The organism is Streptomyces coeruleorubidus, assembly GCF_028885415.1.
Classification (GTDB): domain Bacteria; phylum Actinomycetota; class Actinomycetes; order Streptomycetales; family Streptomycetaceae; genus Streptomyces; species Streptomyces coeruleorubidus_A.
Map to the genome: position 1 here is coordinate 5,655,596 of NZ_CP118527.1, position 16,697 is coordinate 5,672,292.

Below are 16,697 nucleotides of genomic sequence, written 5' to 3' on the forward strand. Positions count from 1 at the left end.
CCACCCGTACTCCCCTCCCCTTGCGTGTTGTTGCGCGCAACAGGGTGGCACATGTGTGCGGAGGACGGGTGGCCGGTTCCCGTCGGGCTTGTTCAGCTCTTCGAAGCGGGCTTCTTGGACGGCGACTCCGACGCGTCGTTCGAGGGCTCGTCCGAGGGGGCCTTGGACGGGGACTTGGACGGGGCGCCGCTCGCCTTGGCGCCGCCCGCGCCGTTCGCCTCGGACACCGCCGCCACCGCCTCCTTGGCGGCCTTCTTCGCGTCCTTCATCAGGTCGTCGGCGCTCGGGCTCTTGTCGCCGGCCAGGCCCGCGCCGTTGTAGTCGAGGGTGACGACGACGTTCTCGACGCGTGCCACGACCGTCTGCTGCTTGAAGGTGCCTTCCTTCTTCTTCAGCTCGTAGCGCACGGCCGTCGCCTCGTCGCCCGTCCCGGGCACCGGCTCCGACTTGGCGCTCTTGGCACCGTCCACGGCCTGGGCGTCCTGGACCTGCTTCTCGAAGTACTCCTGGGCCAGCTTGTCGGCCGGGCCGCGGGTGACGTCCGACTCGAAGCGCAGCATCGACACGTTCAGCCAGCGGAACTGCGAGCCCTTGACGCCGTTGTTGTCCAGGCTGTTCCAGGAGCAGTTGCCGCGGGTCGAGATGTCGTCCGACTTGCCCTCCTTGCCCGACTTGCCCTGCGGGACGAGGTCCTTCAGCGTCTTCTTCGACAGCACCTTGCAGGGCTCCGGAAGCTTGCCGTACGCCGCCGCCTGCACGGTCGGCGACGGGCTCGCGGACGCCGAGGCGGCGGCCTTCGCGGCCTTGTCCGTGCTGTCGCCGGAGCCGGAGTCCGAGGAGCAGCCGGCGGCGACCAGCATCACGGGGACGGCGGCCGCGCAGACAAGGACGCGGTTGAGTCGCTTCACTCGCTGGTCTCGGTCTCGCTGTGCTCGTCGCTGCATGGTTCCTTCACTCATGACGCTCGTGGTTCCTGCGGTCGGAACGGGTCCGAGTGGTCACGGTACGCGGTGAGGCTGCTGTGTGTTCTTCCTTCGGGTGCTTTGCGCGGGCGCGTGAAGGGCGCGTGAAGGGGTCTCAGTCGCTCAGCGAGTCGGCCAGCTGCGAGGCCAGTTTCCGGGCCCTGTCCTGCATTTCCTTGCTGTCCGGGACGACGCCGACGGTGGCCGGCTGCTCGGCGTACTCGATGGTCACGATGACGTTCGACGTGCGGAATGCCACAGTCACCGTCCGCTGCTTGGCCGTCGAACCGGAGCTGCTCAGCTCGTCGTCGAGGAAGGCCTCGTCGCCGACGTCCTCCAGGACGCGGGGCTGGAGATCGGTCGAGGCGGCGGACGCCGAGGGGGACGAGGTGCCGGACGGGGACGGGGAGCCGCTCGGGGCGGTGGAGGAACTGCCGGTGGGGGTGCTGCCGGCGGCCGTCGACTCGGTGGCGGTCGACTCGGTGACGGTCGGCTCGGGCAGGTGGGCCGCCGCCTCCTTCTCCGCGAAGAGCTGCTCGGCCTGACTGTCGTCGCTGACCGCGCTGTCGTAGGAGACGACCCGTTCGAAGTCGACGAGCAGATGGTCGGTGGCCTGCTGTGAGTCGACCTTCCACTGGCAGCCGACCTTGCGGTCGGTGTCGTACGTGACCGTCGCCTCGCCCTCGTACGCCTTCTCGCGCTGTTCCCCGTCGGTGATCTGCCGGATACCGGGCAGGAGTTCGTCGAGGGAGCTGTGGCCGACGGCGCCGCAGGGCTCGGGCAGAGTGCGGTACCGGCCCGGCTCGGCGGCGGCCGAGGCCGTGCCCGTGCCGCCCCGGTTGGAGTCGTCCGTCGGGCCGTCGTCGCCGGAGCCGCCGGTGCAGCCGGCCAGCAGGGCCGCGAGGAGCGCGGCGATGCCGGGTGCGTACGCCTTCCGTTGCACGTGGTGGCTCCTCTCGACGCGGATATTGACTTGCCGCCGCGGGGCGGCCGGTGAACACAATGTGTATCGCACGCACTGCCGTGGACGCCGGTCCGGATTCCCTTTCGTAGACCTTGGCTCCGGTATTTGCTGTTGAGGACTTCTGTTCGTTCACGGGGGATTGAGGACGCTATGTCGTATGTAGAGATACCTGGTGCGAAAGTACCGATCCGGATGTGGACCGACCCGTCCACGGTCGAGGGCTCCGCACTCCAGCAGCTCCAGAACGTCGCCACGCTGCCCTGGATCAAGGGCCTGGCCGTCATGCCCGACGTGCACTACGGCAAGGGCGCGACGGTCGGCTCGGTCATCGCCATGCAGGGTGCGGTGTGCCCGGCGGCGGTGGGCGTCGACATCGGCTGCGGAATGTCGGCGGTGAAGACGTCCCTGACGGCGAACGACCTGCCCGGGGATCTGTCCCGGCTGCGGTCGCGGGTCGAGCAGGTGATTCCGGTGGGGCGGGGGATGCATGACGATCCCGTCGACCCCGGGCGGTTCCATGGGGTGGCCACTGCCGGGTGGGAGGACTTCTGGGGGCGGTTCGAGGGAGTGGCGGAGGCGGTCAAATTCCGTCAGGAACGGGCCACGAAGCAGATGGGAACGCTCGGCGGGGGCAACCACTTTGTCGAAATCTGCACGGATACAACCGGTTCTGTCTGGTTGATGCTCCACTCCGGTTCCCGCAACATCGGCAAGGAACTGGCCGAGCACCACATCGGCGTGGCCCAGAAGCTCCCGCACAATCAGGGCCTGGTCGACCGCGACCTCGCCGTCTTCGTCGCGGACACCCCGCAGATGGCGGCGTACCGCAACGATCTGTTCTGGGCGCAGGAGTACGCGAAGTACAACCGCTCGATCATGATGGCGCTCCTGAAGGACGTGATCCGCAAGGAGTTCAAGAAGGCGAAGCCGACCTTCGAGCCGGAGATCAGCGCGCACCACAACTACGTGGCCGAGGAGCGCTACGACGGGATGGACCTGCTCGTGACCCGCAAGGGCGCGATCCGGGCCGGCTCGGGCGAGTACGGGATCATCCCGGGCTCCATGGGCACGGGTTCGTACATCGTGAAGGGCCTCGGCAACGACAAGTCCTTCAACTCGGCCTCACACGGCGCGGGCCGGCGCATGAGCCGCAATGCGGCCAAGCGCCGCTTCTCGACGAAGGACCTGGAGGAGCAGACGCGGGGCGTGGAGTGCCGTAAGGACTCCGGCGTCGTGGACGAGATCCCGGGCGCCTACAAGCCGATCGAGCAGGTCATCGACCAGCAGCGGGACCTGGTGGAGGTCGTGGCGAAGCTGAAGCAGGTCGTGTGCGTGAAGGGCTGAGCCCCCTCGGGTGAGGGGCTGCCCTTTCACTCGGGTGCGTGCATCACCGCGTAGATCATGACGAACGCCACGATGTGGATGCCGAAGAGGAAGTAGGCGAGCCACCACCACATGTGGCGTTCGTTCTTCGTCTCCTGGGCGAGGCGCCGTTGTTCCAGGTCCTGGTCCCGTTCGGCCTCCGGCATCACAGGTCCCGGTGGACCTTCGTGTTGGAGGCCTGGGCGCGGGGGCGCAGGACCAGGAGGTCGACGTTGACGTGGCTGGGGCGGGTGACCGCCCAGGTGATGGTGTCGGCGACGTCGTCGGCGGTGAGGGGTTCGGCGACGCCCTCGTAGACCTTGGCCGCCTTGTCCTCGTCGCCGCCGAAGCGGGTCAGGGCGAACTCGTCCGTCCTGACCATGCCGGGGGCGATCTCGATGACGCGGACCGGCTGGCCGACGATCTCCAGGCGCAGGGTCTCGGCGAGGACGTGCGCGCCGTGCTTGGCGGCGACGTAGCCCCCGCCGCCCTCGTAGGTGCCGTGGCCCGCGGTGGAGGAGACGACCACGACCGTGCCGTCGCCGCTCGCGATCAGCTTGGGCAGCAGGGCCTGGGTGAGGTTGAGCGTGCCGATGACGTTCGTCTCGTACATCTGGCGCCAGTCGGCCGGGTCGCCGGTCGCGACCGGGTCGGCGCCGAGCGCGCCGCCCGCGTTGTTGACCAGCACGCCGATCGTCTTGAAGGCCGTGGCGAACTCGTCGACCGCCGCGCGGTCGGTGACGTCGAGGGGGTACGCCGTGGCCTGGTGGCCGGCCTTGGTGATCTCCTCCGCGAGCGCCTCTATGCGGTCCTTGCGGCGGGCGGTGAGGACGACGCGGTAGCCCGCGGCGGCGAGCTGCCGGGCCGTGGCGGCGCCGATTCCGCTGCTCGCACCGGTGACGACGGCGATGCGGGAGGCGGCGGACGGGGCGGCGGTGGCCATGGGAGCTCCTCGGGCGTGGTGGACGGGCCGACTTCTGTGCGAAGGCCTCCGGCCAGGATAGGTGGGCTCCGCGGTGGGAGAATGGGGACGGGTGATCCTCCTGTTCCCTCTGGAGGTTGGACATGGGAGAGGCACGCCAGGTCATGGACCGGCTCACGGACGCGGTCACCACGCACGCCGATCTGAACGTCATCAGCGAGCTGTACGCCGAGGACGCGGTCGCCTTCACCCCCGACGAGGGCGAGCTGCACGGGCGCGACGACATCGTCGAGTACTGGCGGACGATGACGGAGGCGCTCCCCGAGGCGACGTTCCAGACGTTGCACTCCTACGAAGTCGGCGACACCGCCATCGACGAAGGGATCTTCAGCGGACGGAACACCGGGCCGCTGCAACTGCCCAATGGTGAGACGCTGCCCCCGACCCAGAAGGAGATCAGGATCCGCGGGGTGGACATCGCCACCGTGAAGGACGGCCGGATCGTCGACTACCGCCTGTACTTCGACGAGATGGACTTCCTGGGGCAGCTGGGGCTGCTGCCCGACGAGCCGTCCTGAGCCCTCGGCCCAGGAGGCCGGTCAGTTTCCTCGCGGGGTGTACATGATCACTGCCATGCCCGCGAGGCAGATCAGTGCGCCCGTGATGTCCCAGCGGTCCGGGCGGTAGCCGTCCGCGATCACGCCCCAGAGGATCGAGCCGGCGACGAAGATCCCGCCGTACGCGGCGAGGACGCGGCCGAAGTGGGCGTCGGGCTGGAACGTCGCGACGAAGCCGTAGGCGCCGAGGGCGAGGACGCCGCCGGCCGCCCACAGCCAGCCCTTGTTCTCGCGCACGCCCTGCCAGACCAGCCACGCGCCGCCGATCTCCAGCAGGGCGGCGAGGACGAAGAGGGTGGCCGAACGCAGGATCTGCATGCGGGCAGCTTCGCACGCCCAGGTGGGACGCAAGGGGTGCGGTGCTACCTGTTGGACGGCGCCTGGGGGGCGCTGCGCGTGGGATGTATCGGGGTGTCCCAGTGGTGGTTGTTCCGGCGTGTGAGGAGCGGGCGGTACGGGGAGAGTGCGGGTTTTCGCCGTGCGAGCTCGCAACCACGGGCCCCCGGCGCCGCCGGAGGTGGTGCCGGCGCTCGACACGGTGTGGGTCGGCGGGGCGGTGGACCGCGTCCGGTGCGACGAGCGGCAGCGGGTGCTCGTCCTGGACACGGGGGACCCCTACCACTTCTGACACCCGGCGGTATGGTTGAAGTGTAAACAACCTGGAGGGTGAGCGACCATGCAGTTCGGGATCTTCAGCGTCGGCGACGTCACGCCCGACCCGACCACCGGCCGGACACCGACCGAACGCGAGCGCATCAAGGCCATGATCGCCATCGCGCTGAAGGCCGAGGAGGCCGGCCTCGACGTCTTCGCCACCGGCGAGCACCACAACCCGCCGTTCGTGCCCTCGTCCCCGACCACCATGCTCGGCCACATCGCCGCCCGCACCGAGCGGCTGATCCTCTCCACGGCCACCACCCTCATCACCACCAACGACCCGGTGAAGATCGCCGAGGACTTCGCGATGCTCCAGCACCTGGCCGACGGCCGGGTGGATCTGATGCTGGGCCGCGGCAACACCGCCCCCGTCTACCCCTGGTTCGGGCAGGACATCCGCCAGGGCATCCCGCTCGCGATCGAGAACTACGCCCTCCTGCACCGGCTGTGGCGCGAGGAGTCCGTCGACTGGGAGGGGAACTTCCGCACGCCGCTGCAGGGCTTCACCGCCACGCCCCGTCCGCTGGACGGCGTACCGCCGTTCGTCTGGCACGGGTCGATCCGCTCCCCGGAGATCGCCGAGCAGGCCGCGTACTACGGCGACGGCTTCTTCCACAACAACATCTTCTGGCCGGCCGACCACACCGAGCGCATGGTCGAGCTGTACCGGACGCGGTACGCGCACCACGGGCACGGCACGCCCGAGCAGGCGATCGTCGGGCTCGGCGGGCATGTGTTCATGCGGCGGAACTCGCAGGACGCCGTGCGTGAATTCCGGCCGTACTTCGACGTCGCGCCGGTGTACGGGCACGGGCCGTCGCTGGAGGACTTCATGGCGCAGACGCCGCTGACCGTCGGCTCCCCGCAGCAGGTCATCGAGAAGACGCTGGCCTTCCGCAGTTACGCCGGCGACTACCAGCGCCAGCTGTTCCTGGTCGACCACGCCGGGCTGCCGCTGAAGACCGTGCTGGAGCAGATCGACCTGCTGGGCGAGGAGGTCGTGCCGGTGCTGCGCAAGGAGTTCGCCGTGGGCCGCCCGGCGGACGTGCCGGACGCGCCGACCCACGCCGCCCGGCTCGCCGGGGCCCGAGGGTGAGAGGACGGTAGTCACCGGGCCGGTGGTTGCGTGGCCCCCGGTGAGAGGGCAGTAAGAAGGACGCTCCGGCACAGCTCATCCGGTCCCGGAACCCCGGCGGCGGGGCACACTGGACGCGTGTCCCAAACAGTGCTGCTCGCCGAAGACGACCGCGCCATCCGCAACGCCCTGGAGCGTGCCCTGACCCTGGAGGGTTACCAGGTCATGGCGGTCGCCGACGGTGTCGAGGCACTGGCGCAGGCCCACCGCAACCGTCCGGACGTCCTCGTCCTGGACGTGATGATGCCCGGCATCGACGGGCTCCAGGTGTGCCGCGTGCTGCGCGCCGAGGGCGACCGGACGCCGATCCTGATGCTGACGGCCCTCGTGGAGACCGCCGACCGGATCGCCGGCCTGGACGCGGGCGCCGACGACTACGTGGTGAAGCCCTTCGACGTGGAGGAGGTCTTCGCACGGCTGCGCGCCCTGCTGCGCCGCACCAGCCCGGTGGGCGTCGGCGGCGCACCCGTGGCCGAGGCGCCGAGGCCCGTCCCCGAGCGGTTCATCGAGGCGGCCGGCATCCGCATGGACCCGCAGGCGCGCCGGGCCTGGCGCGGCGCCCGCGAGCTGGAGCTGACCCGCACCGAGTTCGAACTGCTGGAGCTGCTGGTCCGCAATGCGGGCATCGTCCTCGACCACTCGACGATCTACGACCGCATCTGGGGCTACGACTTCGGCCCCGGCTCGAAGAACCTCGCCGTGTACGTCGGCTATCTGCGCCGCAAGCTCGACGAGCCGGACGCGCCGCAGCTGATCCACACGGTACGTGGCGTGGGTTACGTGCTGCGGGAGGACTGAGTGGGCCGCCTCGGCCGGCTGCTGGACGGGCGGCGGCCGAAGCTGGTCTCGCTGCGCACCACCTTCGCGGTGTCGTTCGCGGCGGTGACGGCGGCCGTGACGATGCTGGTCGGCATCCTGTCGTACAGCGCGGCGGCCCGGCTGGTGCGGGTGGACCAGCAGACCGTGTTCGCCGAGGTCGTGCAGGACCTGCGCGACGAGGTGCGGGAGAACCGCATGACGCCCGGCGACTTCTCGTCCGCCGCGCCGGGCCACGACCTGGTCCGGCCCGCCCGGACGGATGTGCAGGTGCTGGGCCCGGACGGGCATGTCGTCGACCGGGGCAGTCCGGGGCTGCCGGTCACCGGCGCCGACGTACGGATCGCCGGGGCCGTGACGTCAGGGCGGGTGGCCGAGCACAAGGACGTCGACGTGGGCGACGACGTCTACCGCGTCGCGACCGTCTCCCTCGGCGGCGGCCGGGGCGCGGTGCAGGTCGCGCAGGAGTTCAGCGACGTCGAGGACCTGCTGCGGGCGCTCCAGCGGCGGACGCTCCTGCTGATGGCCGCCGTCGTGATCGCCGCCGGCCTGTTCGGCTGGTGGCTGGCCCGGCGGATCACGCGCCGCCTGGTCGTGCTCACCGACGCCGCCGAGGACGTCGCCCGCACCCGCCGGCTCGGTATCCAGGTGCCGGTCGCCGGGCACGACGAGGTGGGCCGGCTCGGCCGGGCCTTCGACCGCATGCTGGGGCGGCTCGCCCAGTCCGAGGAGGACCAGCGCCGACTGGTGCAGGACGCGGGCCACGAGCTGCGTACGCCGCTGACCTCCCTGCGTACGAACATCTCCCTGCTCCGCCGCATCGACGAACTCCCGCCCGAGACCCGCGAGGAACTGGTCGCCGACCTGGGCCAGGAGGCCCGCGAGCTGACCGACCTGGTCAACGAGCTCGTCGACCTCGCGGCCGGGCAGTCGGACACCGAGCCGCCGCAGCGGGTCGACCTCGCCGACATCGCGGAGGAGGTGGCGGCCCTCGCCCGGCGCCGCAGCGGCCGGCGGATCCTGCTCCGCGCGAGCGGCGACACCACCACCGACGGGCGGCCCGGGATGCTGACCCGGGCGCTGTCCAACCTCGTCGAGAACGCGGTGAAGTTCGACCAGGGCGGCATGGCCCCCATCGAGATCGTCGTCGCCGGGCCCGCCCGGCCGGGCACCATCCGCGTCGAGGTCCTCGACCGCGGCCCCGGCATAGCCGACAAGGACCTCGACCGCGTCTTCGACCGCTTCTACCGCGCCGCCGACGCCCGCTCCCAGCCGGGTTCCGGCCTGGGCCTGTCCATCGTCCGGGAGGTGGCCCTCGCGCACGGGGGAGCGCCGTTCGCGTTCCGGCGGGACGGGGGCGGGACGGTGATCGGGTTCACGGTGGGCGGGGGGCTCGACTGACACCGGCGGGCTCCGCGTGAGGCCGGGGACGGGCTCCGCCTCCGGCCGCGTCGGTCACCTGGCAGGATCCCGCCGCAGGGTGCGACACAGGTGAAACCGCCCACCATGCGTGAGACGCACCCCCGGCGTCCCCGAGAACAGCTCGTGGCCCTTGTCGTGATCCCCGGCCTCGGCGGCCTCCTGGTGGGCCTCGACGCTCGTCCACTCGGTGTAGAGCAGCACGCGGCTGCCGTCGGCGCTGTGCAGGAAGTGGGCGGAGATCGCCCCGGGGTGGCCGCCTTCGCGCGGCTGGGCCTCGATCACCGCGTCGGTGAAGGCGCGCTGCCGCTCGGGCCCGTCGACATCGAAGGCGGCGGTGATCAGACACCCCGGGACGCGCGTCTCGTGCTCCTCGGCGAGGCTGCGGTAGAGCCGGTAGCGGGGCGGGCCGGCCGGCGGAACCGTGGCGTCGTCGGTCCACTGGGCGAGCGTCAGCACCGTCTCCCCGTCCGTACTGAGGAACCAGCTGACGGCGGCCGGCCCGGCAGGTGAGGACCTCAGTGAGTCGAACTCGGCGTCCACGACCGCCTGTTGCTGGTCCAGACCGTCGGCGTACTGCGTGCCGATCACCAACGTGCCGGGGACGGTCAGGTCCGGGAAAGGGGCTGAGGGCACGGACGGAACTCCTTCGTGGACGGGAGCGGAACCGTGATCGTGCCCGAGGGCGGCAGGGAGCCGTCAACTGCTTTACAGCGCCAGCCACACCGCCTGATCCGGTTCCAGCCGGCCGTTCTTCAGCGGGCCACCGGCCAGGAGGAGCTCGGAGTGTGCGGGCAGTTCGTACGGCTCGGCGGAGAGGTTGACCACGCACAGGAAGCCCGGCTCGCGAGTGAAGGACAGCACCCCTTCCGGGGCGTCCAGCCACGTCATCGTGCCGTCGCCGAGGGCGGGGTGGTCGCGGCGGATGCGCAGGGCCGTGCGGTAGAGCTCCAGCATGGAGGCCGGGTCGCCGGTCTGAGCCTCGACGCTCAGTGCGGCCCAGTCGCCGGGCTGTGGCAGCCAGGGGTCGGCGGTCGCACCGGCCGGGCTGAAGCCGTAGGGGGCCGCCTGGCCCGACCAGGGGATCGGGACGCGGCAGCCGTCACGACCCCGGTCCGTGTGCCCGGAGCGTTCCCAGGTCGGATCCTGGAGGGCGGATTCGGGCAGGTCCTCGACTTCGGGGAGGCCGAGTTCCTCGCCCTGGTAGACGTAGGCGCCGCCGGGCAGGGCGAGCATCAGCAGGGCGGCGGCGCGGGCGCGCCGGGTGCCCAGGACGAGGTCGAGGGGGCCTTCGGGGCGGTAGCTCTCGTTGGCCACCCAGCGCCTCACCGACCGGCGGCCGTAGCGGCTGGGGTGGCGCATGACGTCGTGGTTGGACAGCACCCAGGTGGCGGGTGCGCCGACCGCGCCGAGCATGGCGAGGGAGTCGTCGATGACGGCGCGCAGGCCCTTGGCATCCCAACTGGACATCAGGAAGTCGAAGTTGAAGGCGGTGTGCAGGCCGTCCCGGCGGACGTACGCCGCCAGCCGCTCCGGCGTGTCCGCCCAGGCCTCGGCGACGAAGCAGCGGTCGCCCGGGAACTCGTCGGCGACCCTGCGCCAGGCCCGGTATATCTCGTGCACCTCGTCCCGGTCCCAGTGCGGATGATCGACGTGGTGCCGGACCGGCCCGACGGCGTCGGCCTCGTCCCGGCGGGGCGGCAGGTCGGGCAGCTCCGGGTGTTTGACCAGGCCGTGGGCGACGTCGATGCGGAAGCCGTCGACGCCCCGGCTGAACCAGAACCGCAGGATCGACTCGAACTCGGCCCGCACCTCCGGGTGTTGCCAGTTGAGGTCGGGCTGCTGGGGTGCGAACAGGTGCAGGTACCAGTCGCCGTCGGGCAGGCGGGTCCAGGCCGGGCCGCCGAAGCAGGAGACCCAGTCGTTGGGGGGCTCGGTGCCGTCGGGTCCGCGGCCGGGGCGGAAGACGTAGCGCTCGCGTTCCGCACTGCCGGGACCTGCCGCCAACGCGGCCTGGAACCAGGCGTGCTGGTCGGAGGTGTGGTTGGGCACGATGTCGGGGATGACGCGGATGCCGTGCTCGTGCGCCTCGGTGATGAGCCGCTCGGCGTCGGCGAGGGTGCCGAAGCGTGGGTCGATGGCGCGGAAGTCGGCGACGTCGTAGCCATGGTCGGCCATGGGGGACTTGTACCAGGGGTTGATCCAGATGGCGTCCACGCCGAGGGACTTCAGATACGGCAGCCGGGAGCGGATGCCGGCGATGTCGCCGACGCCGTCGCCGTTGTGGTCGGCGAAGCTGCGGATGTAGACCTGGTAGATGACGGCACTGCGCCACCAGGGTGTGGTGGGGGACACGTGACTCCTTGTGGAAGACGGGGGGTTACTTCGCCGCGCCGGCCGTGAGCCCGGCGACGATACGGCGCTGGAAGACCAGCACCATGACCACCAGCGGGACGGTGACGAGCACGCCCGCGGCCATCTGGCTGCCGAACGGGGTCTCGTAGGTCGTGGCGCCGGTGAACTTGGAGATGGCGACGGTCGCGGTCTGCATGCTGGGCTTGTTGGTCATCGACAGGGCGATGAGGAACTCGTTCCAGGCGGCGATGAAGGTGATGATCGCGGTGGTGAAGATGCCCGGCGCGGCGAGCGGCACGATGACTTTGCGGAAGGCCTGGCCGCGGGTGCAGCCGTCGACCATGGCGGCGTGTTCCAGCTCGTCCGGCATCTGCCGGAAGAAGGTGGTCAGGTTCCACACCGCCAGCGGCAGGGCGAAGGACATGCTGGGCACGATCATGGACTGGTAGGTGTTGATCCAGCCGATGTCGGTGAACAGCTTCAGCAGCGGGACGACGATCGACACCACCGGGAACATCGAGGTGGCGATGATCAGCGTCAGGATCAGCCGCTTGAAACGGAACTCCAGCCGGGCCATCGCGTACGCCGTGAACGTGGCCAGCATCAGCGCCAGTACGGTCGTGATCCCGGCGACGACCAGGCTGTTGAGCAGCGCGCGCCCGAAGCCCTGCGTGGGGTCGAAGACGGCGCGGTAGTTCTCGAAGGACAGCGGCGACGGGACGAGCGTGGTGTCGAAGATGTCGCCGGTGCGACGGAGGCTGGAGACCAGCATCCAGTAGAACGGGGCCAGACAGTAGGCCACGACCGCGACGACACCCGCGTACGCGAGCCCGCTGCGCCACTTCGTCGAGAGGGTCGTCATGCCGTCGCCTCCCTGCGGCGGAAGAGGCCGCCCCGCCGGCGACCGCCCGCGGCGCCTGCGCCCCCGACCAGGTCGGTGCCGAGCAGCCGGACGAAGGCGAGCGCGATCAGGAAGACGTAGAGGAAGAGGATCACCGCGTACGCGGAGGCCGGTCCGAAGCGGACGTTGGACGCCTCGTTCTGCGTGAGCATCGACAGCGTCTCCACCGAGTGCTTCTGCGCGCCCACGAGGATGTAGGGCAGGTCGAACATCCGCAGCGCGTCCATGCAGCGGAACAGCACCGCCACCAGCAGCGCGGGCTTCACCAGCGGCAGCGTGATGTGCCAGAACCGGCGCGCGGGGCCGGCCCCGTCCATGCGGGCCGCCTCGTAGACCTCCTTCGGGATCATCTGCAGGCCGGCCAGGACCAGCAGCCCGATGAAGGGGGCGGTCTTCCACACCTCGGCGACGATGACGGCGACCTTGGCGTGGAAGCCCTCGGTGGTCCACAGGATCTGCCGGCCCAGCAGCGCGTTGGCGACGCCGTCGCTGTTGAAGACCCACCGCCACAGCAGTCCGGAGATGGCGGTCGGCACCGCCCAGGGCACCAGGATCCCCGCCCGCACCAGGGCCCGGCCCCGGAACGCCTGGTGCATGATCAGCGCCATGGCGACACCGATCACCGTCTCCAGACCGACGGTGACGACCGTGAAGAACGTGGTGTTCCAGAAGGCGTTCCAGAACCGAGCCCCGGCCTCCCCGAAGATCTCGGCGTAGTTCCGCAGCCCGACGAACGGCTCGGTGGCGCTGATGAACCCGGTCTCGGGGTCCAGCCCCTTCGGCCCGTACAGCGACTCCTTCAGCGCCATGAGCGTCGGGTAGAGCACGACGATCGTCAGCACGAGCAGCGCGGGGGAGACGAGCAGCGCGGCCAGCCGTCCGGCACCGGCGGTCGCCCGGCCCCGCTCCACCGGCCGCTGAACCGCAGGACGGGCGTCGGCCTCCGGCGGAATCTCCGTCATGGTCCCGGCCCTCACCGCGCCACGGCCTTCCGCAGCGTCTTCTGAAGGTCCTTCAGTGCCTGCGCGCTGCTCTTCTCCCCGGTCAGGGCGGCGTACGCCTCCTGCTGGACCGCCGAGGTCACGTCCCCGTACTGCACCACCCGCGGACGCGGCACGGCCCGCAGGATGGACTCCTTGAGCACCGGCAGGTACGGGTACTTCTCCACGAGCGCCCTGTCGTCGTAGAGCGAGGCGTACGGCGGGGCGGCGGAGGCGTCCCGGAGCAGGGTCCTCGTGTTCTCCTCGCTGGTCATGAACTTGATGAAGTCCAGGGCCGTCGCCTTGTTCTCGGCGGACGAGGACACGGCCATGTTGTGACCGCCGAGACTGGAGGATCCGGGCCCGTCGAGGCCGGGCAGGGGTGCGACGGCGAACTTGCCCTTGATGGCGCTCTTCTGGGCCAGGGAGTACACGTACGGCCAGTTGCGCAGGAAGATCAGCTTGCCTGCCTGGAACGCCTGGCGGCCGTCCTCCTCCTGGTAGGTGACGGCCTGCTCGGGGATCGTCCCGTCCTTGAAGGAGCCGGTGAGGAAGTCCAGGCCCTTCCTCGCCTGCGGGGTGTCGACGTTGGGCCTGCCGCTCGCGTCGGTGACCTGGCCGCCGGCGGAGTGCACGGCCTCGGCGAAGTTCACCGTCAGGCCCTCGTACTTCTGGAACTGCCCGGCGTAACAGGACATGTTCTTCGCCTCGGGAAGCTTCTTGACCTTGGCGCAGGCGGACTTGAGAGCGGCCCAGGTGGCCGGCGGCTCGCTGACACCGGCCTTCTTCAGCAGATCGGTGCGGTAGTAGAGCATTCCGCCGTCCGAGCTGCCCGGCACCGCATACAGGTCGCCGCGATACCGCGAGGTCTCCACCACCGGCTTCAGCATCTTCTCCAGCGGGAACCGCTCCTCGGGCAGCCGGTCGATCCACCGGTGGGCGGCGAACTCCGAGGTCCACACGGCGTCGAGGGACAGCACCGTGTAGGCGTCGGACTTCGTCTCCGCGTTCTGGATCATCTGCTGCCGCTGGGCGTCCGCGTCCGTCGGCAGCTGGATGAAGGTGACCTTCTCCTTCGGATGCGCCTTGTTCCAGCGGTCGAGCATCGGCTGGACGGTGCCGGTGGTGTCCTTCCCGGCCACGTACGTGATGGGGCCGCGCCCCTCGAACGACGGTGTTCCGGCCTGCCCTGAGCCGCTGCCACAGGCGGCGAGGAGAAGCCCGGTGGCAGCGAGCGCGGCCGCTGTCGTCTTGGATCTGGTCGTCACTGTCTCTCCTGGTCGTGCGGAACCGGGGTTGCGGCTTCTGAGACTGCGTTGTCACGGAACCTTTTGGATAAACGCGCAGGTCATATGTCTGGCAATAGACCCGATCGAAAGATCTCCGAGGCCGTCGGGACAACGCTTGCAAGCTAGGGGCGTGCTTTGTCGAAGTCAATGCGTTACGTCGGAGTAATCGGCTGACGGTTCACGGCGGGCAGGCGTGAAAGCGCTGTCATTTTCCGGGGTCGGGGAGTGAATCCCTGTGCTACCGTCCGCTCATGCCTCCAGCTCAACGGCACCCCACGATGGCCGACGTCGCCGAACGGGCCGGGGTCTCCACATCCACCGTCTCGCGCACGCTGCGCGGCCTGTCCACGGTCTCGCCGGAGGTGCGGGCCCGTGTCGAGAAGGCCGCGCGCGAACTGAACTTCGCCGTGTCCCGGCAGGCCGCGAGCCTGGTCACGGGCAGGACCGGGACGGTGGCGGTGCTGGTCCCGACGCTCAACTCCTGGTTCATGGGATCCGCCCTGTCCAGCCTGGCCCCGCTGCTGCGGGCGGCGGGCATGCAGCTGAACGTCTACGAGATCCCCGACCTGGCCGAGCGCACCGCGTTCTTCGAGCACCTCCCGGCACGCCGCAACGCCGACGCGCTCCTGGTGTTCTCCTTCGACCTCACCGACGAGGAGACCGCGCGGCTGGACGACCTCGGCATGCCGGTGATCTATGTCAGCCAGCATGTCGAAGGACGCCCGAGCATCTACGTCGACGACGTGGCCGGAGCCCTGCACGGCACCCGGCACCTGCTCAACCTCGGCCACCGCCGGATCGCCTTCGTCCAGACCGCGGGCGCCAGCGGCTTCTCCTTCAGCTCCAACGAACGTCTGCTGGGCTACCAGCAGGGGCTCACCGAGGCGGGAGTCCCGCTCGACGACGACCTGGTGGTGTCCACGCGGGTCGGCGACAAGCGGGCCGCCGCCGAGGTGCTCGGCATGCTGCTGAGCCTGCGCGAACCGCCCACCGCCGTCTTCGCCGAGCAGGACGAGGTCGCCGTCGCCCTCATCTGGAACCTGCGCAAGACGCAGATCGCCGTACCCGAGCGGATCTCCGTCCTCGGCTTCGACGACCAGCCGCTGGCCGACTGGTTCGACCTGTCCACGGTCGCCCAGTCACCGTCGGACATGGGTCGGGAGGCCGGCGAGCTGGCGCTGAAGCTCATCGAGGACTCCGGGGCCGATCACGAGCGGCATGTCGTGCTGCCGACGTATGTGATCCCGCGGGCTACGACCGCGCCGGTGGCCCGGGCCAGGGCCTCGGGCGAGGGGGAGCGGGCCGGCGAGCCGACACCCGGTTGACCCGCGGGGCGGACGCGCCTGGGCCGGCGTGTCAGCTCTCCGCGAGGGCGAAGAACCGCATCGGGGAGTTCGCCTCGAAACCGATGCGTGGATACACGGGCGCTCCGGCGGCGGTGGCGTGCAGGGTCGCCCGGGTCAGCCCGGTGGCCCGGCCACCCTCGTACAGGGCCTTCCGTGTCACCGCTTCTCCGTATCCCCGGCGCTCCCACGCCGGATCGGTGGCGACGAGGAGCACGAAGAGGCGGCCGTCGGCCTCGACGGTGGCGGCGCAGCTCACGGGAGTGCCGTCGCCCCGCACGCCCAGGTAGGCGTACACCCGGGTTTTCCACAGGGAGGAGCGGCCGAGACCGTCCCGGCCGTCCTCCAACGGGAACCCGTAGGCACGCGAGTTGATGTCGGCGAAGGCGCGCAGCTGGTCGTCCGTGGTCACGCGTAAGAACGTCAGCTCGGGATGGGTGGGTTCGGGAAGGGGCAGCAGATCCCCCGCCATGCCCGTCCCGGCGAAGGCGTGCACGAGCCCGGCTCGCTCGGCGGTGTCCCCGAGCCCCGCGCGCGCCTCGTCATCCAGCAGATCCTCGAAGACCCAGAGAAAGCCGGGGTGCTCCTTCGACCGCATGATCTCCGCGACCTCGTTCAGCCGCTGCTTCGCCAGCCCGGCGGTCGTGCCGTGTTCGGTCAGCGTGACGCAGTTCCAGAAGGCGAACCGGCAGTCGGCCCAGCGGACGGCGATCCCCGGCAGGTCGCGGACGTCCGCGTGCGGATCCCGGTCGAGCACCATGACCCGCCACACCGTGGCGAGCTGCTCCACCGATTCGATCGAGCCCGCGAGATCGCGCATGAGAACCCCTCAGATAGGCGGCGGGACAAGGGAGTTGTCCGCACTGCACACACTGCCCTCCACGGACCTTCCGCATCCACACCCCGGAACCTTTGCGATCATGAACTGCGGCGTGCTCACCCCTACACTGTCAGCACCCCCGACGCGAGGAACGC

Annotated in this window: 18 protein-coding genes; 7 read left to right on the forward strand and 11 right to left on the reverse strand. The window is 70.2% G+C overall.

Features of this window, described 5'->3' with window-relative positions:
* Positions 1-92: 92 nt before the first annotated feature.
* A complete protein-coding gene (locus tag PV963_RS26345; RefSeq protein ID WP_274818196.1) occupies positions 93-959 on the reverse strand; it encodes a DUF3558 family protein in 867 nt (288 codons plus the stop codon).
* 118 nt (positions 960-1,077) lie between these two features.
* Entirely contained in the window at positions 1,078-1,905 is an 828-nt protein-coding gene (locus tag PV963_RS26350) for a DUF3558 domain-containing protein (protein WP_274818197.1), read from the reverse strand.
* 171 nt (positions 1,906-2,076) lie between these two features.
* Here PV963_RS26350 and PV963_RS26355 point away from each other — a divergent pair, with 171 nt between their 5' ends.
* Positions 2,077-3,270 (forward strand): RtcB family protein, encoded by a 1,194-nt coding sequence (locus PV963_RS26355; protein WP_274818198.1) that lies wholly within the window; start codon positions 2,077-2,079, stop codon positions 3,268-3,270.
* Positions 3,271-3,296: 26 nt separating this feature from the next.
* On the opposite strand, the gene PV963_RS26360 is transcribed toward PV963_RS26355, so the two are convergent.
* Positions 3,297-3,455 carry a hypothetical protein gene (locus PV963_RS26360; RefSeq protein ID WP_274818199.1) on the reverse strand — a complete coding sequence of 53 codons (159 nt, stop codon included), beginning with the start codon at positions 3,453-3,455 and terminating at the stop codon, positions 3,297-3,299.
* The gene (locus PV963_RS26365) at positions 3,455-4,231 is read right to left on the reverse strand and encodes an SDR family NAD(P)-dependent oxidoreductase (RefSeq protein ID WP_274818200.1); all 777 of its coding nucleotides are present in this window, start codon (positions 4,229-4,231) and stop codon (positions 3,455-3,457) included. The genes PV963_RS26360 and PV963_RS26365 overlap by 1 nt, the downstream gene beginning before the upstream one ends.
* A 122-nt stretch (positions 4,232-4,353) precedes the next feature.
* Here PV963_RS26365 and PV963_RS26370 point away from each other — a divergent pair, with 122 nt between their 5' ends.
* On the forward strand, positions 4,354-4,788 hold the full coding sequence (locus tag PV963_RS26370; protein WP_274818201.1) for an ester cyclase: 435 nt from the start codon (positions 4,354-4,356) through the stop codon (positions 4,786-4,788).
* Positions 4,789-4,809: 21 nt separating this feature from the next.
* On the opposite strand, the gene PV963_RS26375 is transcribed toward PV963_RS26370, so the two are convergent.
* Positions 4,810-5,145 (reverse strand): YnfA family protein, encoded by a 336-nt coding sequence (locus PV963_RS26375; RefSeq protein WP_274818202.1) that lies wholly within the window; start codon positions 5,143-5,145, stop codon positions 4,810-4,812.
* A gap of 160 nt (positions 5,146-5,305) precedes the next feature.
* Here PV963_RS26375 and PV963_RS26380 point away from each other — a divergent pair, with 160 nt between their 5' ends.
* The 4 genes from PV963_RS26380 (at position 5,306) to PV963_RS26395 (ending at position 8,836) form a co-directional block, all read left to right on the forward strand.
* Positions 5,306-5,455, forward strand: a complete 150-nt coding sequence (locus tag PV963_RS26380; protein ID WP_274822315.1) for a hypothetical protein — start codon at positions 5,306-5,308, stop codon at positions 5,453-5,455.
* Between the two features lie 48 nt (positions 5,456-5,503).
* Positions 5,504-6,580 carry an LLM class flavin-dependent oxidoreductase gene (locus PV963_RS26385; protein WP_274818203.1) on the forward strand — a complete coding sequence of 359 codons (1,077 nt, stop codon included), beginning with the start codon at positions 5,504-5,506 and terminating at the stop codon, positions 6,578-6,580.
* A 117-nt stretch (positions 6,581-6,697) separates the two neighbouring features.
* Positions 6,698-7,417, forward strand: a complete 720-nt coding sequence (locus PV963_RS26390; RefSeq protein ID WP_078945695.1) for a response regulator transcription factor — start codon at positions 6,698-6,700, stop codon at positions 7,415-7,417.
* On the forward strand, positions 7,418-8,836 hold the full coding sequence (locus PV963_RS26395) for a sensor histidine kinase (protein ID WP_274818204.1): 1,419 nt from the start codon (positions 7,418-7,420) through the stop codon (positions 8,834-8,836).
* A gap of 54 nt (positions 8,837-8,890) precedes the next feature.
* Here the strand turns inward: PV963_RS26395 and PV963_RS26400 are convergent, their stop codons facing one another.
* The 5 genes from PV963_RS26400 to PV963_RS26420 form a co-directional block, all read right to left on the reverse strand.
* On the reverse strand, positions 8,891-9,490 hold the full coding sequence (locus PV963_RS26400; RefSeq protein WP_274818205.1) for an antibiotic biosynthesis monooxygenase family protein: 600 nt from the start codon (positions 9,488-9,490) through the stop codon (positions 8,891-8,893).
* 72 nt (positions 9,491-9,562) lie between these two features.
* The gene (locus PV963_RS26405) at positions 9,563-11,209 is read right to left on the reverse strand and encodes a glycoside hydrolase family 13 protein (protein WP_274818206.1); all 1,647 of its coding nucleotides are present in this window, start codon (positions 11,207-11,209) and stop codon (positions 9,563-9,565) included.
* Between the two features lie 25 nt (positions 11,210-11,234).
* Positions 11,235-12,071, reverse strand: coding sequence for a carbohydrate ABC transporter permease (locus tag PV963_RS26410; RefSeq protein ID WP_274818207.1), 837 nt, complete (start codon positions 12,069-12,071; stop codon positions 11,235-11,237).
* Complete coding sequence (locus PV963_RS26415; RefSeq protein WP_274818208.1) at positions 12,068-13,072, reverse strand: carbohydrate ABC transporter permease; 1,005 nt, start codon at positions 13,070-13,072, stop codon at positions 12,068-12,070. Before PV963_RS26415 ends, PV963_RS26410 begins: the two co-directional genes overlap by 4 nt.
* 11 nt (positions 13,073-13,083) lie before the next feature.
* Positions 13,084-14,358 (reverse strand): ABC transporter substrate-binding protein, encoded by a 1,275-nt coding sequence (locus PV963_RS26420; RefSeq protein ID WP_274818209.1) that lies wholly within the window; start codon positions 14,356-14,358, stop codon positions 13,084-13,086.
* A gap of 299 nt (positions 14,359-14,657) precedes the next feature.
* Here PV963_RS26420 and PV963_RS26425 point away from each other — a divergent pair, with 299 nt between their 5' ends.
* Positions 14,658-15,704 (forward strand): LacI family DNA-binding transcriptional regulator, encoded by a 1,047-nt coding sequence (locus tag PV963_RS26425; protein WP_274822125.1) that lies wholly within the window; start codon positions 14,658-14,660, stop codon positions 15,702-15,704.
* A 31-nt stretch (positions 15,705-15,735) separates the two neighbouring features.
* Here the strand turns inward: PV963_RS26425 and PV963_RS26430 are convergent, their stop codons facing one another.
* Positions 15,736-16,542, reverse strand: coding sequence for a GNAT family N-acetyltransferase (locus PV963_RS26430; RefSeq protein ID WP_274818210.1), 807 nt, complete (start codon positions 16,540-16,542; stop codon positions 15,736-15,738).
* Between the last annotated feature and the right edge of the window lie 155 nt (positions 16,543-16,697).